Origin of the sequence: Roseibium sp. (assembly GCF_025698965.1) — a bacterium.
In the GTDB taxonomy this organism is placed as follows: Bacteria; Pseudomonadota; Alphaproteobacteria; order Rhizobiales; family Stappiaceae; genus Roseibium.
Window position 1 is genome coordinate 1 of sequence record NZ_JAILWL010000112.1, and the last position, 14,827, is coordinate 14,827.

Here is a 14,827-nt window from a genome sequence, read left to right on the forward strand (position 1 = left end):
GGGCGCGACAGGCTCTCGACGCAATCGGCCTGACCGATATCGATGTGAAGGCACCGGTCAGCTCGCTCGGCATTGCCCACCGGCAACTTGTCGAAATCTCGCGAGCCCTTCAAAGCAAGAGCCGTATTCTGATCCTGGATGAACCGACGGCAACTCTAACCGAACGGGAAACCAAACGCCTGTTCGACATCGTTGCTTCGATCAAGGCGGAAGGCGTTACCGTTGTCTTCGTCTCCCATCACCTGGAAGAGGTGTTTGCCATCTGTGACCGGGTCACGGTGTTCAGGAATGGCGTTTCCATTGCCACGGACCTTATTTCGAGCACGACACCCGACGGCGTGGTCCAGAAAATGGTCGGCCGTCAACTGGCGGCAAGCACAAACGAGCCGGATCCCTCAAGGGAACCGGGCGAGATTGCCCTCAGTCTTGATAATCTGCGTACAGCCGCCAATCCCAAGGAAAATGGGGTTTCCCTGGATCTGCGCTACGGTGAAATCGTTGGAATCGCGGGTCTTGTCGGGGCTGGCCGTACCGAAATTCTTCGCGGCGTTTTCGGAATAGACCCCTTGCAGTCGGGACGCATTCTGCAGGACGGCAAGGAAGTCCGTTTCACCGGACCCCGGGATGCCATTGCTGCCGGGATTGGTTTCGTAACCGAGGACAGGAAAGATGAAGGCCTGATCCTGGACATGCCGATTGCCGCCAATGTTTCCCTGGCGAATATGCGGGCCGTGTCGAAATCCGGTCTGCTTCAATTTTCGGAAGAAAATCGGCGGTCGCGCGATAGCGGTGCACGGCTGAAGCTCAAATACGGCAGGATTTCCGACCCTGTTTCCAGCCTTTCGGGTGGCAACCAGCAAAAGGTCGTTCTTGCCAAGTGGCTGGCGCGCAATCCGAAGGTTCTGCTTCTCGATGAGCCGACCCGTGGGGTCGATGTCGGTGCGAAAGCGGAGATCTATGCCATTTTGAACGAGTTGGCGCGCGAAGGCGTCGCGCTGCTGGTTGTGTCTTCCGAAATGCCCGAACTGATGACGCTGGCCGACCGCATCCTCGTGCTTGCAGAACACGAAATCCAGGGCGAGCTGAAACGCTCCGATTTCTCAGAGGAAAACATCCTGAAACTGGCTTACGGGCAGTCCCGGCAGGCTGGAGGACCGAAGTAATGACGACACAAACCCTATCAGAAAATGTGCAGAAGCCCGCACGGTTTTCCGTGCGCGCCGCACTTCAGAACGCCGGTATCGGTCTTGCCCTTCTGGCACTCATTCTCTTTTTCTCGGTCTTCACCGAACATTTTCTAACCCCGAACAACATCACAAACATTCTGACCCAGATCACCATCAATCTTGTGCTTGCGGTCGGCATGACATTTGTCATTCTCATCGGCGGGATCGACCTATCGGTCGGGTCGGTGATGGCGTTTGCCGCGGTCGTCGCAGGCAAGGCAATCACGTTGCCAGGCTTCGGCCCGGCAGAGGCGATTGCACTCGCCATCGTTGCCGCCACCCTGACCGGTGTTGCGTGCGGCCTGTTGAACGGTGTGATCAGTGCTTACTGGTCACTTCCGTCCTTCATCATCACGCTCGGCATGTTGAACATTGCGCGCGGTGCGGCGCTTCAGGTCTCCGATGCGCAAACGATCTATTCGTTTCCCTTTGCCTTTGAGGAATTCGGATCCGCAATGATCTATGGCGTGCCGGTCGTGTTTCTGGTGGCGTTGCTCCTGGTCTTTATTGCCTGGTTCGTCCTTAATTTCACGGTGTTCGGGCGTCTGCTTTACGGCATCGGCAACAATGAGGAAGCCGTCCGTCTCGCGGGGCATTCCGTCTATTGGTACAAGGTTGCCGCGTTCACGATCTGTGGCCTGACTGCAGGCATTGCGGCGATTGTCTACATGGCGCGTCTCAACATCTCCAGTCCGATAGCAGGCATTGGTTTCGAGCTCAATGCGATTGCCGCGGTCATCATTGGTGGCACCAGCTTGAGCGGTGGCCGTGGTTCCGTGATTGGAACCCTGCTGGGTGCCTTCATCATCGGAGTTCTGGCAAATGGCCTGATCCTGATCGGCCTGAGCGACTTCATGCGCCAGATGATCACGGGTGTTGTCATCATTGTCGCCGTTGTTCTCGATTACTATCGCGCAAAGTACGCAGCCAGATGAAACGCACACCGCTTTTGAACCGTCATCTCAGCGAGCTGGTAGCCTCTCTCGGGCATCTGGATGAAATTATCATTGCCGACGCCGGACTACCGGTGCCGGCAGGTGTGAGGGTCCTTGATCTTGCGGTCTCCCCCGGTATCCCCGGATTTCGCGATCTGCTTCGGGCGTTGCGCTCCGAGCTCGTGATCGAAGGCGCGATCTGGGCTGAGGAAGCCTCCACAGAGGTGTCGGCCATGATGCAATGTGAAGTCGACCTCTGGTCTTCCGAGACGGACAAGACGATAGATGTCGCGAAGCTGTCACATACGGATTTCAAGCGCCGCTCCACGACGGCTCGTGCAGTTATCCGAACCGGTGAAGTTACGCCTTACGCCAACATTATTCTGATCAGCGGAGTGCCGTTTTGAATTCTGTAACAGTCGTCGGCAGCATAAATATAGACCTGATCAGCTATCTCGACCGCTGGCCGGAAATCGGAGAAACCATCAAGGTTCGCGAAACCTCCTCGTCCCTTGGCGGCAAAGGCGCAAACCAGGCGGTTGCTGCCTCGCGGCTTGGAGCAAATGTGACGTTGATCGGTGCCGTTGGCAGCGATGGGTTCGGTCAGGAAGCGAAGGAGCATCTCCGGAATTCGGGGGTCCAGGTGCGTGTTGACGAAGTGCCCGATGTAACAACTGGCCTCGCCTTCATCGATGTCGGTCCGGACGGTGACAACATGATCCGTCTTTCCAGTGGCGCAAACAGTGCTGCGTCCTCGGTGCTCATTGCCTTCCACGCGGAAGCTATCCGCAACAGTGACGTCGTCCTGCTGCAAAATGAGATCGGTCTGCCTGCATCGCTGGAAGCTGCGCGGCTGGCGCGTGAAGCCGGCCGCCTGGTGGTCATGGATCCGGCTCCTGCGCCAGCACCGGCCTGGGACCGAAAGGTCTTTGCGTGCTTTGACATTCTGACACCGAACGCGCAAGAGGCGGGAATTCTGGTTGGCAATCAGCCAACCACCCTGACAGAGGCACAACAGGCAGCCCAGACCTTGCGGGGATTGGGATTGCGGGGTGTCATCGTCACGATGGGAGAGAAAGGCGCCGCATGGTCGTTTGACGGCACTAGCGGTGTCCTGCCCGCGCTTGATGTCCAAAGCATCGATACCGTTGCTGCGGGCGATTGTTTCAATGGTGCGCTGGCGACGCAGCTGGCCAAGGGAAATCCGATGGATGAAGCGGTCGCCTTTGCCATGCGTGCAGCCGCCCTGGCGACCACACGAAAAGGAGCTTCGGATTCCCTGCCGACACTGTCGGAGCTGGAAGAGTTTCACACCCCTGTCTTCGCCTGAAATTAAGGCAGCGCTTGATTGGCGGGCGCAGGAATGGTTCAAGAGCTGAGGAAGGGTCAGGGGAGCAACGCCGGAAATGCCAACAATCAAAGACGTCGCCAGGAAAGCCGGGGTGTCCGTTGGTACTGTTTCGCGCGTTCTTGCCAAGAACGACACAGTGAAGCAACCACTTCAGCTGCGCGTTCAAGCGGCCATGAAGGAGCTTGAGTACAAGCCCAACCTGGCGGCCCGGGCGCTGCGCACAAACAGCATTGATGTGATCGGTCTTGTCGTCCCGGACATAACCAACCCGTTTTTTGCACAACTTGCCAAGAACATCGAAATGGAAGCAGCAAAGCGGAGTCATTCCGTCATGCTGGCCAATTCACACGATGATGTGGAAACGGAGAAGACACAGATCGCTGCGCTGCTTGATCGCGCCGTGTGCGGAGTGATCGTCGTGTCAACGTCCGATGGCAGCGACCTGGATACAGCCGATGTGCCGGTCGTCTCACTCGACCGCCGGTTCGGGGCCTATCCACTGATTGCGACAGATCACTATGACGGTTCCCAGAAAATTGCCGATCACCTTTATGAACTCGGTCACAGGCGAATTGCCTATATTGCCGGCCCCCTGTCGATGGATGTTGCCCGCCGCCGCCGGGAGGGGTTCGTTTCCCGCATTAAGATGCTGTCTACCGCCGAGGACCCGATCGAACTGAGCGTCCATGAAGGACAATTCGACTACGATTCCGGAGAAGATATCGGCCGGAAGATCCTGAGTGAGACACCTGTCGGGAAACGGCCGACGGCAATCGCGGCAGCCAGTGATCAGCAGGCTATCGGTGTTCTGCGTTGCGCGCGCGACCTGAAACTGGATGTTCCAGGCGATCTTTCCGTCGCCGGCTTCGATGACATCACTCTGGCCTCGCTTGTCGTGCCGCGCCTGACGACACTACGCCAGCCGATCGAAGCACTGGCAGCTTCCGCTGTCGATCAGATTTTCGAGACAAAAACGTCCTCGGACGACAAGGCAATCGCTGGAAATGTTGTCAAACGGGAATCGACTGCGCCCAGGTGACCGCCGCCTGATCAGCTCGCAAACAAGAGCGCGCTTCCCGCGATAACAAGACCTGCGCCGACCCAGGCTCCCACGGCAGGCAATTCCTTCGTGCGCCACCACATCATTGGCAGCATGATCGCGGGCGTCGTGGCTGATAGAGTTGCAATAATGCCGACTTCGCCGCCGGTCAGGGCGAACAGGATCAAAGTCATGCCAAGGCCCATTCCGAGAAAACCGGAGATGGCGATGATGCCGACAATGGGTAAGGAGAAGTGGCCTGCCGGTTTAACCCATCCAAACGGCAATCGCATCAGGACAACGAGGCCGAGAGCGGCAACGCCGACCCTGACACTGGATGCTGCGACCGGATCGACACCTGTTTCCATTATCGGGCGGGCAATCAGGGAGCCGACCGATTGGGAAAGGGCAGCCGCGATACCGAGCAAAATGCCTATCCAGAGCGGACCCTTGATGTTTTCCCACTTGTGAAGCTGGGATTTGCGCTTGCCGAAGCGGATGGCCAGAAGAACTCCAAGGAATGTCAGCACTATTCCGAAAATCTGCGTGCCGGTCAGCGTTTCACTCAGGAGAAACCAGCCAAGGATCGCCGACATGGGGGCGTTGAGCGAAAACAGCATTGCTGTGCGGCGCGGTCCCATGCGATTGAGCGTCAGGAAAAGCGCCGTGTCACCCATGAAGATGCCGATGAAACCGGAAAGAACCAGCGGCACCAGATGGTCGTTTGCGATGGAACCCCAACCATTTGTCAGGACGACCCAGATGCACAGCATCAGCGTAACAAGCACCATTCGCGTGCAATTGAATGCAATCGCCCCCAGATGCTGGGCAGGGCTCGCTGACAGCAACCCCGTCAGGGCCCACAAAGTGGCAGCGCCGAGGGCCGCTGCTTCATAGAGGAACATATGGCTCAGGCCTGCCGAAATTCTTCCGGAAGAACCGGGGTTTCGCCCGTCCAGGCGGCTTCAAAGAACGCATATTCAAGTGCGGACATGCGCCGGAACAGATTGGCGACGGTTTCCTGCTCTTCGAAGGCAAGAGACGGGCCGATCCCGTTCATTTCCTCTTGGACCCAGTTCACGAAATCTTCAAAGCCGGGAACCGCGTGCAGGTCGATCCATTCGGCCAGATAAAACGCATCCGGCCGTGGCTTTTGTGCTTCCCGGAGCCCCCATGTGAGGTAACACCATTCCGCACAAAGCAGGCAGGCAAGACCGTCGGCGTAGGAACCCTGGCCGGCGGAGGTCAGCAGCAGCTTGGCAAAGTCCCGGGTGGTTGGGCTCTGCGCTGCGGTCTCATATGTCTCAGGCTCTACGCCAAGCGCATCGAAGGATCTCAGGAAATAGTCATTTTCTTCTGAAGTCAGCAGAGCAAGAAAGGCTGAAAGCCGGGTTTTGGACGGCATGCGCGGTGCCTTGGCAACTAGGTAACCAAGGGTCGATGCGAGATCGGTGATGAAGGTGTAATCCTCGATCAGATACCTTGCATAGGCGGCCTCCGGCATGGTGCCGTCGCCGATGGCCCGCGTGAATGGATGATCCGTTGCCTTGGACCAGAAGGGTTCCGCACGGGCCGCTAGCCAGTCGGTGAAGCGCGCATCTGGCGTTGCTGACAGGAACTCCTGGAAGGACCTGTTGAATGGCGTGGGCATAGCGGTGCCATGCTCCCTTGACTGTCTGAAAAAGGTGAGAAAACGGGCGCCGAGCGGCGCCCGCTTGAATAGGATCAGGCCGCAGCCTTTTTTGGTGAGATCAGGCCGCGATTAACCAGTACCTCTGCAATCTGAACGGTGTTTAGCGCAGCACCCTTGCGCAGATTGTCGGAAACGACCCAGAGATTGAGCCCGTTCTCGACCGTTGCATCTTCCCGGATGCGGGAGATGTAGGTCGCGTCTTCGCCAGCGCTTTCGTAAGGCGTGATGTAGCCGCCGTCTTCCTGCTTGTCGATGACGAGACATCCAGGTGCTTCACGCAGGATATTGCGGGCTTCTTCAGCGGTTATCTCGTTTTCGAACTCAAGATTGACGCTTTCGGAGTGACCAATGAAAACAGGAACGCGAACGGCGGTGCAGGTAACCTTGATCGCCGGATCGAGCATCTTCTTGGTTTCGGCCAGAACCTTCCATTCTTCCTTGGTGTAGCCGTCTTCCATGAAGCTGTCGATGTGCGGAATGACGTTGAACGCGATGCGCTTGGTGAACTTTTCCGGCTCAATCGGGTCGTTGACGAAGACCGCGCGTGTCTGGTTGAACAACTCTTCCATGGCGTCCTTACCGCCACCGGAAACCGACTGGTAAGTCGACACGACGACGCGCTTGATCTTGGCGTGATCATGCAGGGGCTTCAGGGCGACAACCAGCTGTGCGGTGGAGCAGTTCGGATTTGCAATAATGTTCTTCTTGGTGAAACCGGCAATGGCATCGGCATTCACTTCCGGAACGATCAGCGGAACTTCGGCATCGTAACGCCAGGCAGAGGAGTTATCGATGACAACACAGCCCTTGGCGCCGATTTTCGGGGACCATTCCTTGGAAATCGAACCGCCTGCTGACATCAGGCAGATGTCGGTGTCGGAGAAGTCATAGTTCTCCATGGCCTGAACCTTCAACGTCTTGTCGCCGAATGAAACTTCGGTGCCCTGGGAGCGGCGCGAGGCGAGGGCAACGACTTCGTCAGCCGGAAAGCCACGCTCTGCGAGGATGTAGAGCATCTCCCGGCCGACATTGCCCGTAGCGCCTGCAATTGCGATCTTAAAACCCATTTTTGACTAGTCCTTGTCCGTCTCCCCGCTTCACCAGCTGCCCGGTTTTCGATGGGCGTCGCCGGCTCTCGGCGCCTCCCATCCCCGGGGAGGCGGGATGAGCGGCACCGTCAAGCGGTGGTTTTGGTTGTCTTGGTTGTGCGTTTGAATGCGGTTGTGGCAGCCGTCCGGGTCTCGCCGCGCATGAAGGTTGCGCTGGCAAGGGCCTGAGACATCATATCCAGAATGTCGGCTTTCAGCCGGAACATGGGTTGCTCACAATCGTCAAAACTTGAGACGGCGGTGTTTTTGCCCGGAAATCCCCTGAAGTCAATAAGGAATGCAACACGAATACCTGATTGGCTTTCATTTTGTTGCCTGAAAGTGACGCGCCCGTTGCCCGAGACGTTATGCGATCGCCGGAGTGTGAAGTCGGCGGGCCAAGGTTGTGGTATACTCCGAACGTGATGAAATTTCGCAATGAGCCTGAATGGGAGGGCAAGGACCATGGCAGGCGAAACCTACAACATCCTTTTTCTTTGTACGCGAAACAGGGCGCGCTCCATTATTGCCGAGGCAATCGTCAATCGGGAGGGGCATGGCCGTTTTCGGGCTTTTTCCGCAGGAACGGAACCGGCAAGCCAGGTTCGGCCGGAAGTGATTGGGCTGCTCAAGCGATTGAACTTCAACGCGGAGGCTGCACATGCAAAAAGCCTCAAGGACCTGATCCGTACGCCGATGCCACCGCTCGATTTCATCTTCACGCTGTGTGATCAGACGAATGAGAAGACCTGTCCGGTCTGGCCTGGGCATCCGGCAACCGCGCTTTGGCCGATCCGTGATCCCAAAGAGGATCAAGGCAGCACGCCTGAACAGGAAATGGCTTATGTAGAGACCTATCGGACCTTGAACACGCGGTTATCTGCCTTCATGAACATGCCGTTTGACCGATTGGACCAGCTGTCCTCGCGTGACAGTCTGGGCTCCATAGAAATGACGCCGCAGTCAATACATTAGGTCTGTACCAGTCTTTGAACACAAGGTCGATCGGAAGCCTGGCGAACGCAGGTTGCCGTTCGTTGCAATGGTTTGCGAATTTCAGCCCATTCCAAGCGGCTGTAGATTTCGGTGCCCGACATCCGGATTGCGACTTTCAAGGCTCTGCCGATGTCGTCGCTCGACAGGCTTTCCCTGCAGGAAAAACCGGACGACATCGGCAGTGTCGCCAGAGACTGAGGGGATTAGCCTCTGGCTGTTGCATTGCCCTGAGGTTCAGGCCGCAGGGTCAGCAGCCCGATGATGAATGCAGTGACCGCACAGGCGGCCACAGCGCCGACAAGCGGGAGCGGTGTCCGGTCGAAGAACGGGCTGCAGATCAGGATCATCACACCTCCGGCAACCATCTGGAAGGTGCCGCCGAGGGAAGATGCCATGCCGGCATGTTCTCCATGTTCTTCCAGCGCCATGACCATGGTTGGTGCAATGACCAGACCCAGGCAGGTGTTCCCCAGAAAGAACAGTGCCATCAGGACAGGCAGATCATCGATCCCGAACCAGACCAGGGTGAAGAGCAGCGATGTGGCCGCTGCAAAACCGGAGACCGCCCAGAAGGCGACACGCGCCATGCCGTATTTCTGGCCCAGTCCCGCGGCGAACTGCGACGAGGTGAAGAAACCGATGGCATTGAGCGCAAAGACCAGGCTGAAGCCGGTGGGGCTCAGCTCATATCTGGTCATGTAGACCATCGGGGCTGCGGCAATGAACACAAAGAAACTTGCCAGCGAAAAGCCGCCGATAAAGGTCAGGCCGAGGAACTTTCCATCGCGTGACAGAAAGAGCGCGCTGCGGATCAGGGCGGATGGGTCGAGCCGGCCGCGCTGTTCGCGGGGTAGTGTTTCTGGCAATTGCAGCGCTGTCAGGACCATGGCAAGCAGCGCAATCAAGGCGAGCGCGCCAAAGATCATCCGCCAGCTGGCAAAGGAAATGATGAAACTCCCGGTCAGCGGTGCCAGAAGGGGCGAGATGCTGATAACGAGCATCACAAGGGCCATCAGCCGTGTTGCCGCAGTTCCGGTATGCAGGTCTCTGACGACCGCACGCACGATGACCATCGGCGCGGCAGCGCCGAGCGCTTGCACGAAACGGCCCCATGTCAGTGCGGTGATGTCGTTGGCCAGGGCGCACATGATCGAGCCGACAATAAAGACCACCAGTCCCACGAAAATAGGCGGCTTGCGGCCATAGGAATCGGCAATAGGACCGTAGATCAGCTGGGCGATGCCAAAGGCGATGAAATACACAGTGAATGTCAGATGAGCGCCCGCATCATCCGTGTTCAGGTCCTGCACGATTTGCGGCGTGGCAGGCAGATAGAGGTCAATCGCAAAAGGACCCACAACAGCAAGAAGCCCCAGCACAATGGCGGAGCGGACAAAACCGATCTGCATAAGAATATCCGATAAGTTCGCGCAATACGCGAGAAAGATGTTTGAACACCGAACGTGGGTGAAATTTGGGGCCTTGTCCAGCTTTTTTAAAGACCCTGCCGCATTTCGGGGCTGCATATTTTATTCGTGAAGGTGTCACGGAACCTTCATGCAAGTGTCACCGATATTGCAATGAGCCTCACTAGCTTGCCGCCACCACAACCCGAAAGACATGGGAGCTAGTGCAATGACAAATATTCGCGGGCGATTGCTTAAAGGTGTCAGCCTCGCCGTTCTGTTTGGTTTCGGAGCTGTTTCGGCGGCTGAGGCGGACTATTTCGAACGTCTGAACACATATCCTGTCTACAAGACCCTGCCGGAAGGCGCAGACAAGGCAACCGAAACTGTTGCCGAAATCATCTATGCCTCGAAAGACGGCCGGACACTGGCGTTCACAGACAGTCCGGGTGAAGCAATCGTTTTCGTCAATGCGGGCAACCCCCTGAACCTTCAGCCGCTTGGCCGCATCGATCTCGGTGGTGAGCCGACATCCGTTGCCGTTGGCGCCAAGGCTGCCTACGCGGGTGTCAATACCAGCGAAGACTACGTCAATGCGACCGGCCATCTGGCAGTGATCGCCCTGGACGACCTTGGAATTTCAGCGAAATGCGACGCCAAGGGCCAGCCGGACAGCGTGGCGATTTCTCCGGATGGCAAGTTCGTCGCGATCGCGATTGAAAACGAGCGCGACGAAGACCTGAACGACGGTGCCATACCGCAGATGCCTGCGGGTCACCTGGCGATCTTCGATCTGGACGAAAACGGCGTACCAACCAATTGCGACGCCGTTCGCATTGTCGACATGACCGGCTTCGCAGAGGTTGCGCCGACTGATCCGGAGCCGGAGTTTGTATCCATCAACTCCAGGAACCAGGCCGTTGTGACCCTTCAGGAGAACAATCATCTTGCCATCGTCGACCTTGCTTCCGGTGAGGTGACTGCCAACTTCTCCGCCGGTGCCGCCACCGCAGAAAACGTACCGGTCAAAAAAGCCAGGATGAGCGATGCATCCGGCAGCAGCGAAAACGTCCCGCGTGAGCCGGATGCAGTTGCATGGATCGACGATGAGCGCTTTGTAACAGCCAATGAAGGCGACTACGAAGGGGGGTCACGTGGTTTTACCATCTGGAACACCAATGGTGATGTCCTGTTCGACAGCGGCAATCAAATGGAACATTTGGGCATGTCCCATGGTCATTACCCCGCGAAACGCGCGCACAAGAAAGGCACCGAGCCGGAAGGTGTTGCCGTCGGTAAATTTGGCGGCGAGACGCTGATCTTCGTCAACTCCGAGCGCGGTAACTTCGTAGCAGTTTACAAAGATACCGGCGGCGAACCTGAATTTCTTCAGTTTCTGCCGACACATGTCGGTCCGGAAGGTCTGCTGGCGATCCCGAGCCGTGATTTGTTTGTCGTCGCCAACGAAGTGGATGATGCCGAGGAGGGCATTCGCTCCCATATCGGTCTTTATCAGTTCGGTGCCAAAGCTCCGTCCTATCCGTCGGTGGTTTCCCAGGTTGATCCGGAAAAAGGGGCTCCGATCGGCTGGGGGGCTCTGTCCGCTCTGGCGGCAGACCCGAACGACCCGACAAGACTCTATGCGGTCAATGACAGCTTCTATGAGGCTGCCCGGATCTACACGCTCGATATCTCCACTACTCCGGCGAAAATCGTTTCCTATGTCAATGTGACAGGTGCAAATCAGGAGCTACTCGACCTGGAAGGCATTTCCATCGCCAAGGACGGTGGCTTCTGGCTGGCGTCTGAAGGTCATCCGGAGAAGGAGCGCGGCCATCTGCTTTTGAAAGTGGACGCGTCGGGTGCAGTTGAGGAAGAAATCTCCCTGCCGCAAAGCCTGATCGATCAGGCCAGGCGGTTCTCGTTCGAAGGCGTGGCGGAATTCGAAATGAATGGCAAGCCGATGGTGGCAGTCGCGGTTCAGCGAGAATGGAATGACGATCCGGACGGCCTCACCAAGATCGGCATCTATGATCCGGCCAAAAAATCCTGGGGCTTTGTCCACTATCCGCTCGACGCGCCGAAAAGTGCTGCCGGTGGTTGGGTTGGCCTTTCGGAGATCGTGTCCATGGGTGACGGAAATTTCGCAGTCCTGGAGCGCGATAACAAGGGTGGTGAAGACGCCGCGATCAAGCAGATCACCGTTGTTTCCCTTGAAGGTGTGATCCCGGCTGCTCATGGCGACACCTTGCCGGTTCTGAGCAAGCGCTTTGCAATGGATGTTCTGCCGGCAATGGCACAGGGCAAAGGCTGGATCCTCGACAAGCCGGAAGGTCTGACCATCACTTCCGATGGGCGCTTGATCCTGATGACGGACAATGACGGGGTTGACGATGCTCCAGGCGAGACACAGCTGATCGATCTCGGTCCGGCAAGCCGACTGAACTAATCGGATTTCTCATTTTTCCAAGTCCTGATCATGGACCCGGCAGTCTCTGGCTGCCGGGTCTTTCTTTACATGGAAAGTCAAAATCGGTGGTGAACCATGAAAACCGGCGCAAATCGGCAATTTCGCGCGTTTCGAATTTATTGGTAATTTCACCGTAGTTTTCTTGCCAATCAGTTCCAAGGTGATTCGCGAGTTTCTCCATGACAATCCGAAAAAGACTGCTTGTCCTTGTCATCGTTCTGACGGTGCCGATCGTGCTTTGTGCCGGTTGGATCATCCTGTCGGCCTACAAGGACCTGGCGCGGGACACGGCAAAGCTGGACAGCCTGTCATCTCTGGTTGCGGTTTGGGACGCAGGCATCATGAAGCAAGGTGCCGTGGCTCCGACTGCATTGACCAGCTATCCAGAATGCGCTCCTGAAAAGACGGCTGATACACCATCCAAGATACTGTCTCAGGCGCACGGGATGATTGCATGTATCGGCGATGAAGCTGGTCTTGCCGCAAATACAGCTCAAACCACCAATCTGCTTGCAGAGCTGGTGTCCGGGCAATTGTCGGATCTGGTTGTACGCACTCAGGCGGTCACGCGAAACATTGAGAATGTCGCCGGTAAAACCGAACTCAGTCACTTCGATTCCATGTCGGTTCTTGTCGGTGCGGGACAGTTCAAGGTTCTGGCCGATCAGATCAGTTCCATATCCAAAACCGGTCCAGGTGCTGTTGCCGAAGGACAGGAGACACCCTTCAGCAAGGCAGCCAAGGCCTATCGGCAGGCGAATGGGTCTCTACAAGGCGCGCTTTCCAAGATTGCCTCGAAAGTCGGGCAGGGGGCGGACGGAACCTTGTTGGACCTGCAGCCTGTGCGTGACCGGTATGCAGCGTTCCTGGTCGCAGTAGGCGGGTTGCACAAGGTCAGCCAGAGCGAACTTGAAGCGCAATTGCGCTCGATGGTCTTTGATCTGCGCGTGCGCATGTGGGGCGTTGCGGTCGGTCTGGGGGCGGTCATTCTGATTGCTTTCGGAACATCCTGGTATTCCGGGCGTTCCATTCTTTATTGCATCAACTCCCTGAACCGCGGAATCCGGAACCTGGCAGATTCAGATGGCGTTGATGAAGACCTGCCATTTTCCTATGGACATACCGAGATTTCGGACATTGCGCGTGCCGTCGGTTATTACCGCGACAGGACCGTGGAGCTCACCAAGGAGCGCCAGCGGCAACAGGGGCAGGCAGCGGCTGATCGCCAGCAGAAAATCGATCTCCTGATCGAGGCTTTCAAGGCACGCATGACCGAAATGCTGAGTGATGTTGATGATGCTCTTGGGGACATGCAAAACACCTCGGGCGCCTTGAAGAATGTCGCCGAAAACGCGGATCAAAAAGCTCGCGACACAGCAGCTGCTTCTTCCGGAGCGTCCGGAAATGTAGACGCAGTCGCGAATGCAGCCGAAATTCTCGCGAACGATATCGCGGCAATCAGCCGGCAGGCGCATGACGCCACGGATATCGCACAGGCCGCGAATCGCAACGCGACGGCTGCGAACGCTGAAATCGAAAGCCTGTCTGAAATCTCCAACGCCATTGGCGACATCGTTCTGATCATCAATGCAATTGCTGACCAGACCAATCTGCTTGCCCTGAATGCAACTATTGAAGCAGCGCGAGCAGGTGAAGCAGGGAAAGGTTTTGAAGTCGTCGCCGGTGAAGTCAAGACTCTCGCCGGGCAGACTGCATCGGCCACGGATCAGATCACCGAGCAGGTTTCTCGCGTTCAGGAACGCACGACCCGAGTTGTCGATGCGATCCAGAAGATCATTTCCGATATCGGGGAAGTTACTGACCATACGACGCAAATCGCGGCGGATCTGGAGACCCGGCGGCAGTCCACGGAGGATATCAAGGGTAACGTCCTGCAGGCAGCGGAGCAGACGCGGTCCGTGGTTGAGGACATGGCAGGTGTCGAGGCGATTGCCGAACAGTCCAGTCATGCGGCGGCCGACATGGGAAGCCGGACTGGTGATGTCGTCAGAAGAACCGAGGATTTGCGCGAAGAAGTTCGCGAGTTCCTTGAGGAGGTTGCGGCCGCATAAGGCATCTTCGGTTGTTGCGAGTTCCTGAAGACCCGGGGCGACCTGCCGCCGGGTCTTTCTTTTCAGGCTGACCGTGGTCAGGTCGATCCGGGTGCATGAGCGGATTTTCGTGACCGGTGCCAGAGCGCCGCTGCAATGTGCAGTCCCGTCAAAAAGAGCAGGGTCAGCGCAGCTGCATGGTGGAGGTTGCGTGGTGGAAGGTCGGTAAACCCTGTCAGGTTCGGCAAGGTTCCGTTTGAAATAGCGCTCAAAGAACCGGACAAGACAACCATGCCAAGTCCGCTGGCCAGAAGAACCAGGGGCAGCAACCGAAGGAGTCCATGTACCAGACCACTGGCGAGGGATTGAAACCGGGAGCTGGCATGAAAAACCGGTGGCGGTGGGCCTTTGGCAAGCCAGATCAGAATGCGGATCAGCGAGAACAGGCCTGCCGAGAGCCCGAAGACCAGATGCACTTGGAGAACGGAAATTGCAAAATCCGATGGGCGGGTTGCGGCATATCCTGATGCCAGGGCTGCCAGAACGCAGAACGCTATCAGCCAATGCAAACT

Annotated in this window: 14 protein-coding genes; 8 read left to right on the forward strand and 6 right to left on the reverse strand. The window is 57.1% G+C overall.

Features of this window, described 5'->3' with window-relative positions:
* The 5 genes from K5905_RS11270 to K5905_RS11290 all read left to right on the forward strand — a co-directional run.
* On the forward strand, window positions 1-1,163 hold a 1,163-nt coding region (locus tag K5905_RS11270), incomplete at its 5' end, for a sugar ABC transporter ATP-binding protein (RefSeq protein WP_297583703.1).
* Window positions 1,163-2,161 (forward strand): ABC transporter permease, encoded by a 999-nt coding sequence (locus K5905_RS11275; RefSeq protein ID WP_297583705.1) that lies wholly within the window; start codon window positions 1,163-1,165, stop codon window positions 2,159-2,161. The genes K5905_RS11270 and K5905_RS11275, both read left to right, overlap by 1 nt.
* Window positions 2,158-2,568 carry a D-ribose pyranase gene (gene rbsD, locus K5905_RS11280; RefSeq protein ID WP_297583707.1) on the forward strand — a complete coding sequence of 137 codons (411 nt, stop codon included), beginning with the start codon at window positions 2,158-2,160 and terminating at the stop codon, window positions 2,566-2,568. Before K5905_RS11275 ends, rbsD begins: the two co-directional genes overlap by 4 nt.
* On the forward strand, window positions 2,565-3,491 hold the full coding sequence (gene rbsK, locus K5905_RS11285; protein WP_297583709.1) for a ribokinase: 927 nt from the start codon (window positions 2,565-2,567) through the stop codon (window positions 3,489-3,491). The genes rbsD and rbsK overlap by 4 nt, the downstream gene beginning before the upstream one ends.
* A gap of 76 nt (window positions 3,492-3,567) precedes the next feature.
* A complete protein-coding gene (locus K5905_RS11290; RefSeq protein ID WP_297583711.1) occupies window positions 3,568-4,551 on the forward strand; it encodes a LacI family DNA-binding transcriptional regulator in 984 nt (327 codons plus the stop codon).
* Between the two features lie 11 nt (window positions 4,552-4,562).
* Here the strand turns inward: K5905_RS11290 and K5905_RS11295 are convergent, their stop codons facing one another.
* The 4 genes from K5905_RS11295 to K5905_RS11310 all read right to left on the reverse strand — a co-directional run bounded on the left by K5905_RS11295 (window position 4,563) and on the right by K5905_RS11310 (window position 7,559).
* Window positions 4,563-5,456 carry a DMT family transporter gene (locus tag K5905_RS11295; RefSeq protein WP_297583713.1) on the reverse strand — a complete coding sequence of 298 codons (894 nt, stop codon included), beginning with the start codon at window positions 5,454-5,456 and terminating at the stop codon, window positions 4,563-4,565.
* A 5-nt stretch (window positions 5,457-5,461) separates the two neighbouring features.
* On the reverse strand, window positions 5,462-6,202 hold the full coding sequence (locus K5905_RS11300) for a TenA family protein (protein ID WP_297583714.1): 741 nt from the start codon (window positions 6,200-6,202) through the stop codon (window positions 5,462-5,464).
* Between the two features lie 74 nt (window positions 6,203-6,276).
* Entirely contained in the window at window positions 6,277-7,311 is a 1,035-nt protein-coding gene (locus K5905_RS11305) for an aspartate-semialdehyde dehydrogenase (protein ID WP_297583716.1), read from the reverse strand.
* Between the two features lie 110 nt (window positions 7,312-7,421).
* Window positions 7,422-7,559 (reverse strand): hypothetical protein, encoded by a 138-nt coding sequence (locus tag K5905_RS11310; protein ID WP_297583718.1) that lies wholly within the window; start codon window positions 7,557-7,559, stop codon window positions 7,422-7,424.
* Between the two features lie 238 nt (window positions 7,560-7,797).
* On the opposite strand from K5905_RS11310, the gene K5905_RS11315 reads away from it, so the two are divergent.
* Complete coding sequence (locus K5905_RS11315; protein ID WP_297583719.1) at window positions 7,798-8,307, forward strand: arsenate reductase ArsC; 510 nt, start codon at window positions 7,798-7,800, stop codon at window positions 8,305-8,307.
* Window positions 8,308-8,531: 224 nt separating this feature from the next.
* On the opposite strand, the gene K5905_RS11320 is transcribed toward K5905_RS11315, so the two are convergent.
* Complete coding sequence (locus K5905_RS11320; RefSeq protein ID WP_297583721.1) at window positions 8,532-9,737, reverse strand: multidrug effflux MFS transporter; 1,206 nt, start codon at window positions 9,735-9,737, stop codon at window positions 8,532-8,534.
* A 226-nt stretch (window positions 9,738-9,963) separates the two neighbouring features.
* On the opposite strand from K5905_RS11320, the gene K5905_RS11325 reads away from it, so the two are divergent.
* Window positions 9,964-12,183: an esterase-like activity of phytase family protein gene (locus K5905_RS11325; RefSeq protein ID WP_297583724.1), complete on the forward strand. Its 2,220-nt coding sequence runs from the start codon at window positions 9,964-9,966 to the stop codon at window positions 12,181-12,183.
* A 200-nt stretch (window positions 12,184-12,383) separates the two neighbouring features.
* Window positions 12,384-14,276 carry a methyl-accepting chemotaxis protein gene (locus K5905_RS11330; RefSeq protein ID WP_297583726.1) on the forward strand — a complete coding sequence of 631 codons (1,893 nt, stop codon included), beginning with the start codon at window positions 12,384-12,386 and terminating at the stop codon, window positions 14,274-14,276.
* A 77-nt stretch (window positions 14,277-14,353) separates the two neighbouring features.
* Here K5905_RS11330 and K5905_RS11335 read toward each other — a convergent pair.
* Window positions 14,354-14,827, reverse strand: a 474-nt coding sequence (locus K5905_RS11335; protein WP_297583728.1) for a cytochrome b/b6 domain-containing protein, incomplete at its 5' end; no start/stop codon positions are given.

Bases quoted from the DNA above. Each gene is read 5' to 3' on its own strand.
- K5905_RS11300 (WP_297583714.1), bottom strand. From the start codon at position 6,202: ATGCCCACGCCATTCAACAGGTCCTTCCAGGAGTTCCTGTCAGCAACG.
- K5905_RS11275 (WP_297583705.1), top strand. From the start codon at position 1,163: ATGACGACACAAACCCTATCAGAAAATGTGCAGAAGCCCGCACGGTTT.
- K5905_RS11315 (WP_297583719.1), top strand. From the start codon at position 7,798: ATGGCAGGCGAAACCTACAACATCCTTTTTCTTTGTACGCGAAACAGG.
- K5905_RS11295 (WP_297583713.1), bottom strand. From the start codon at position 5,456: ATGTTCCTCTATGAAGCAGCGGCCCTCGGCGCTGCCACTTTGTGGGCC.
- rbsD (WP_297583707.1), top strand. From the start codon at position 2,158: ATGAAACGCACACCGCTTTTGAACCGTCATCTCAGCGAGCTGGTAGCC.
- K5905_RS11305 (WP_297583716.1), bottom strand. From the start codon at position 7,311: ATGGGTTTTAAGATCGCAATTGCAGGCGCTACGGGCAATGTCGGCCGG.
- K5905_RS11325 (WP_297583724.1), top strand. From the start codon at position 9,964: ATGACAAATATTCGCGGGCGATTGCTTAAAGGTGTCAGCCTCGCCGTT.
- K5905_RS11310 (WP_297583718.1), bottom strand. From the start codon at position 7,559: ATGTTCCGGCTGAAAGCCGACATTCTGGATATGATGTCTCAGGCCCTT.
- K5905_RS11330 (WP_297583726.1), top strand. From the start codon at position 12,384: ATGACAATCCGAAAAAGACTGCTTGTCCTTGTCATCGTTCTGACGGTG.
- K5905_RS11320 (WP_297583721.1), bottom strand. From the start codon at position 9,737: ATGCAGATCGGTTTTGTCCGCTCCGCCATTGTGCTGGGGCTTCTTGCT.
- K5905_RS11290 (WP_297583711.1), top strand. From the start codon at position 3,568: ATGCCAACAATCAAAGACGTCGCCAGGAAAGCCGGGGTGTCCGTTGGT.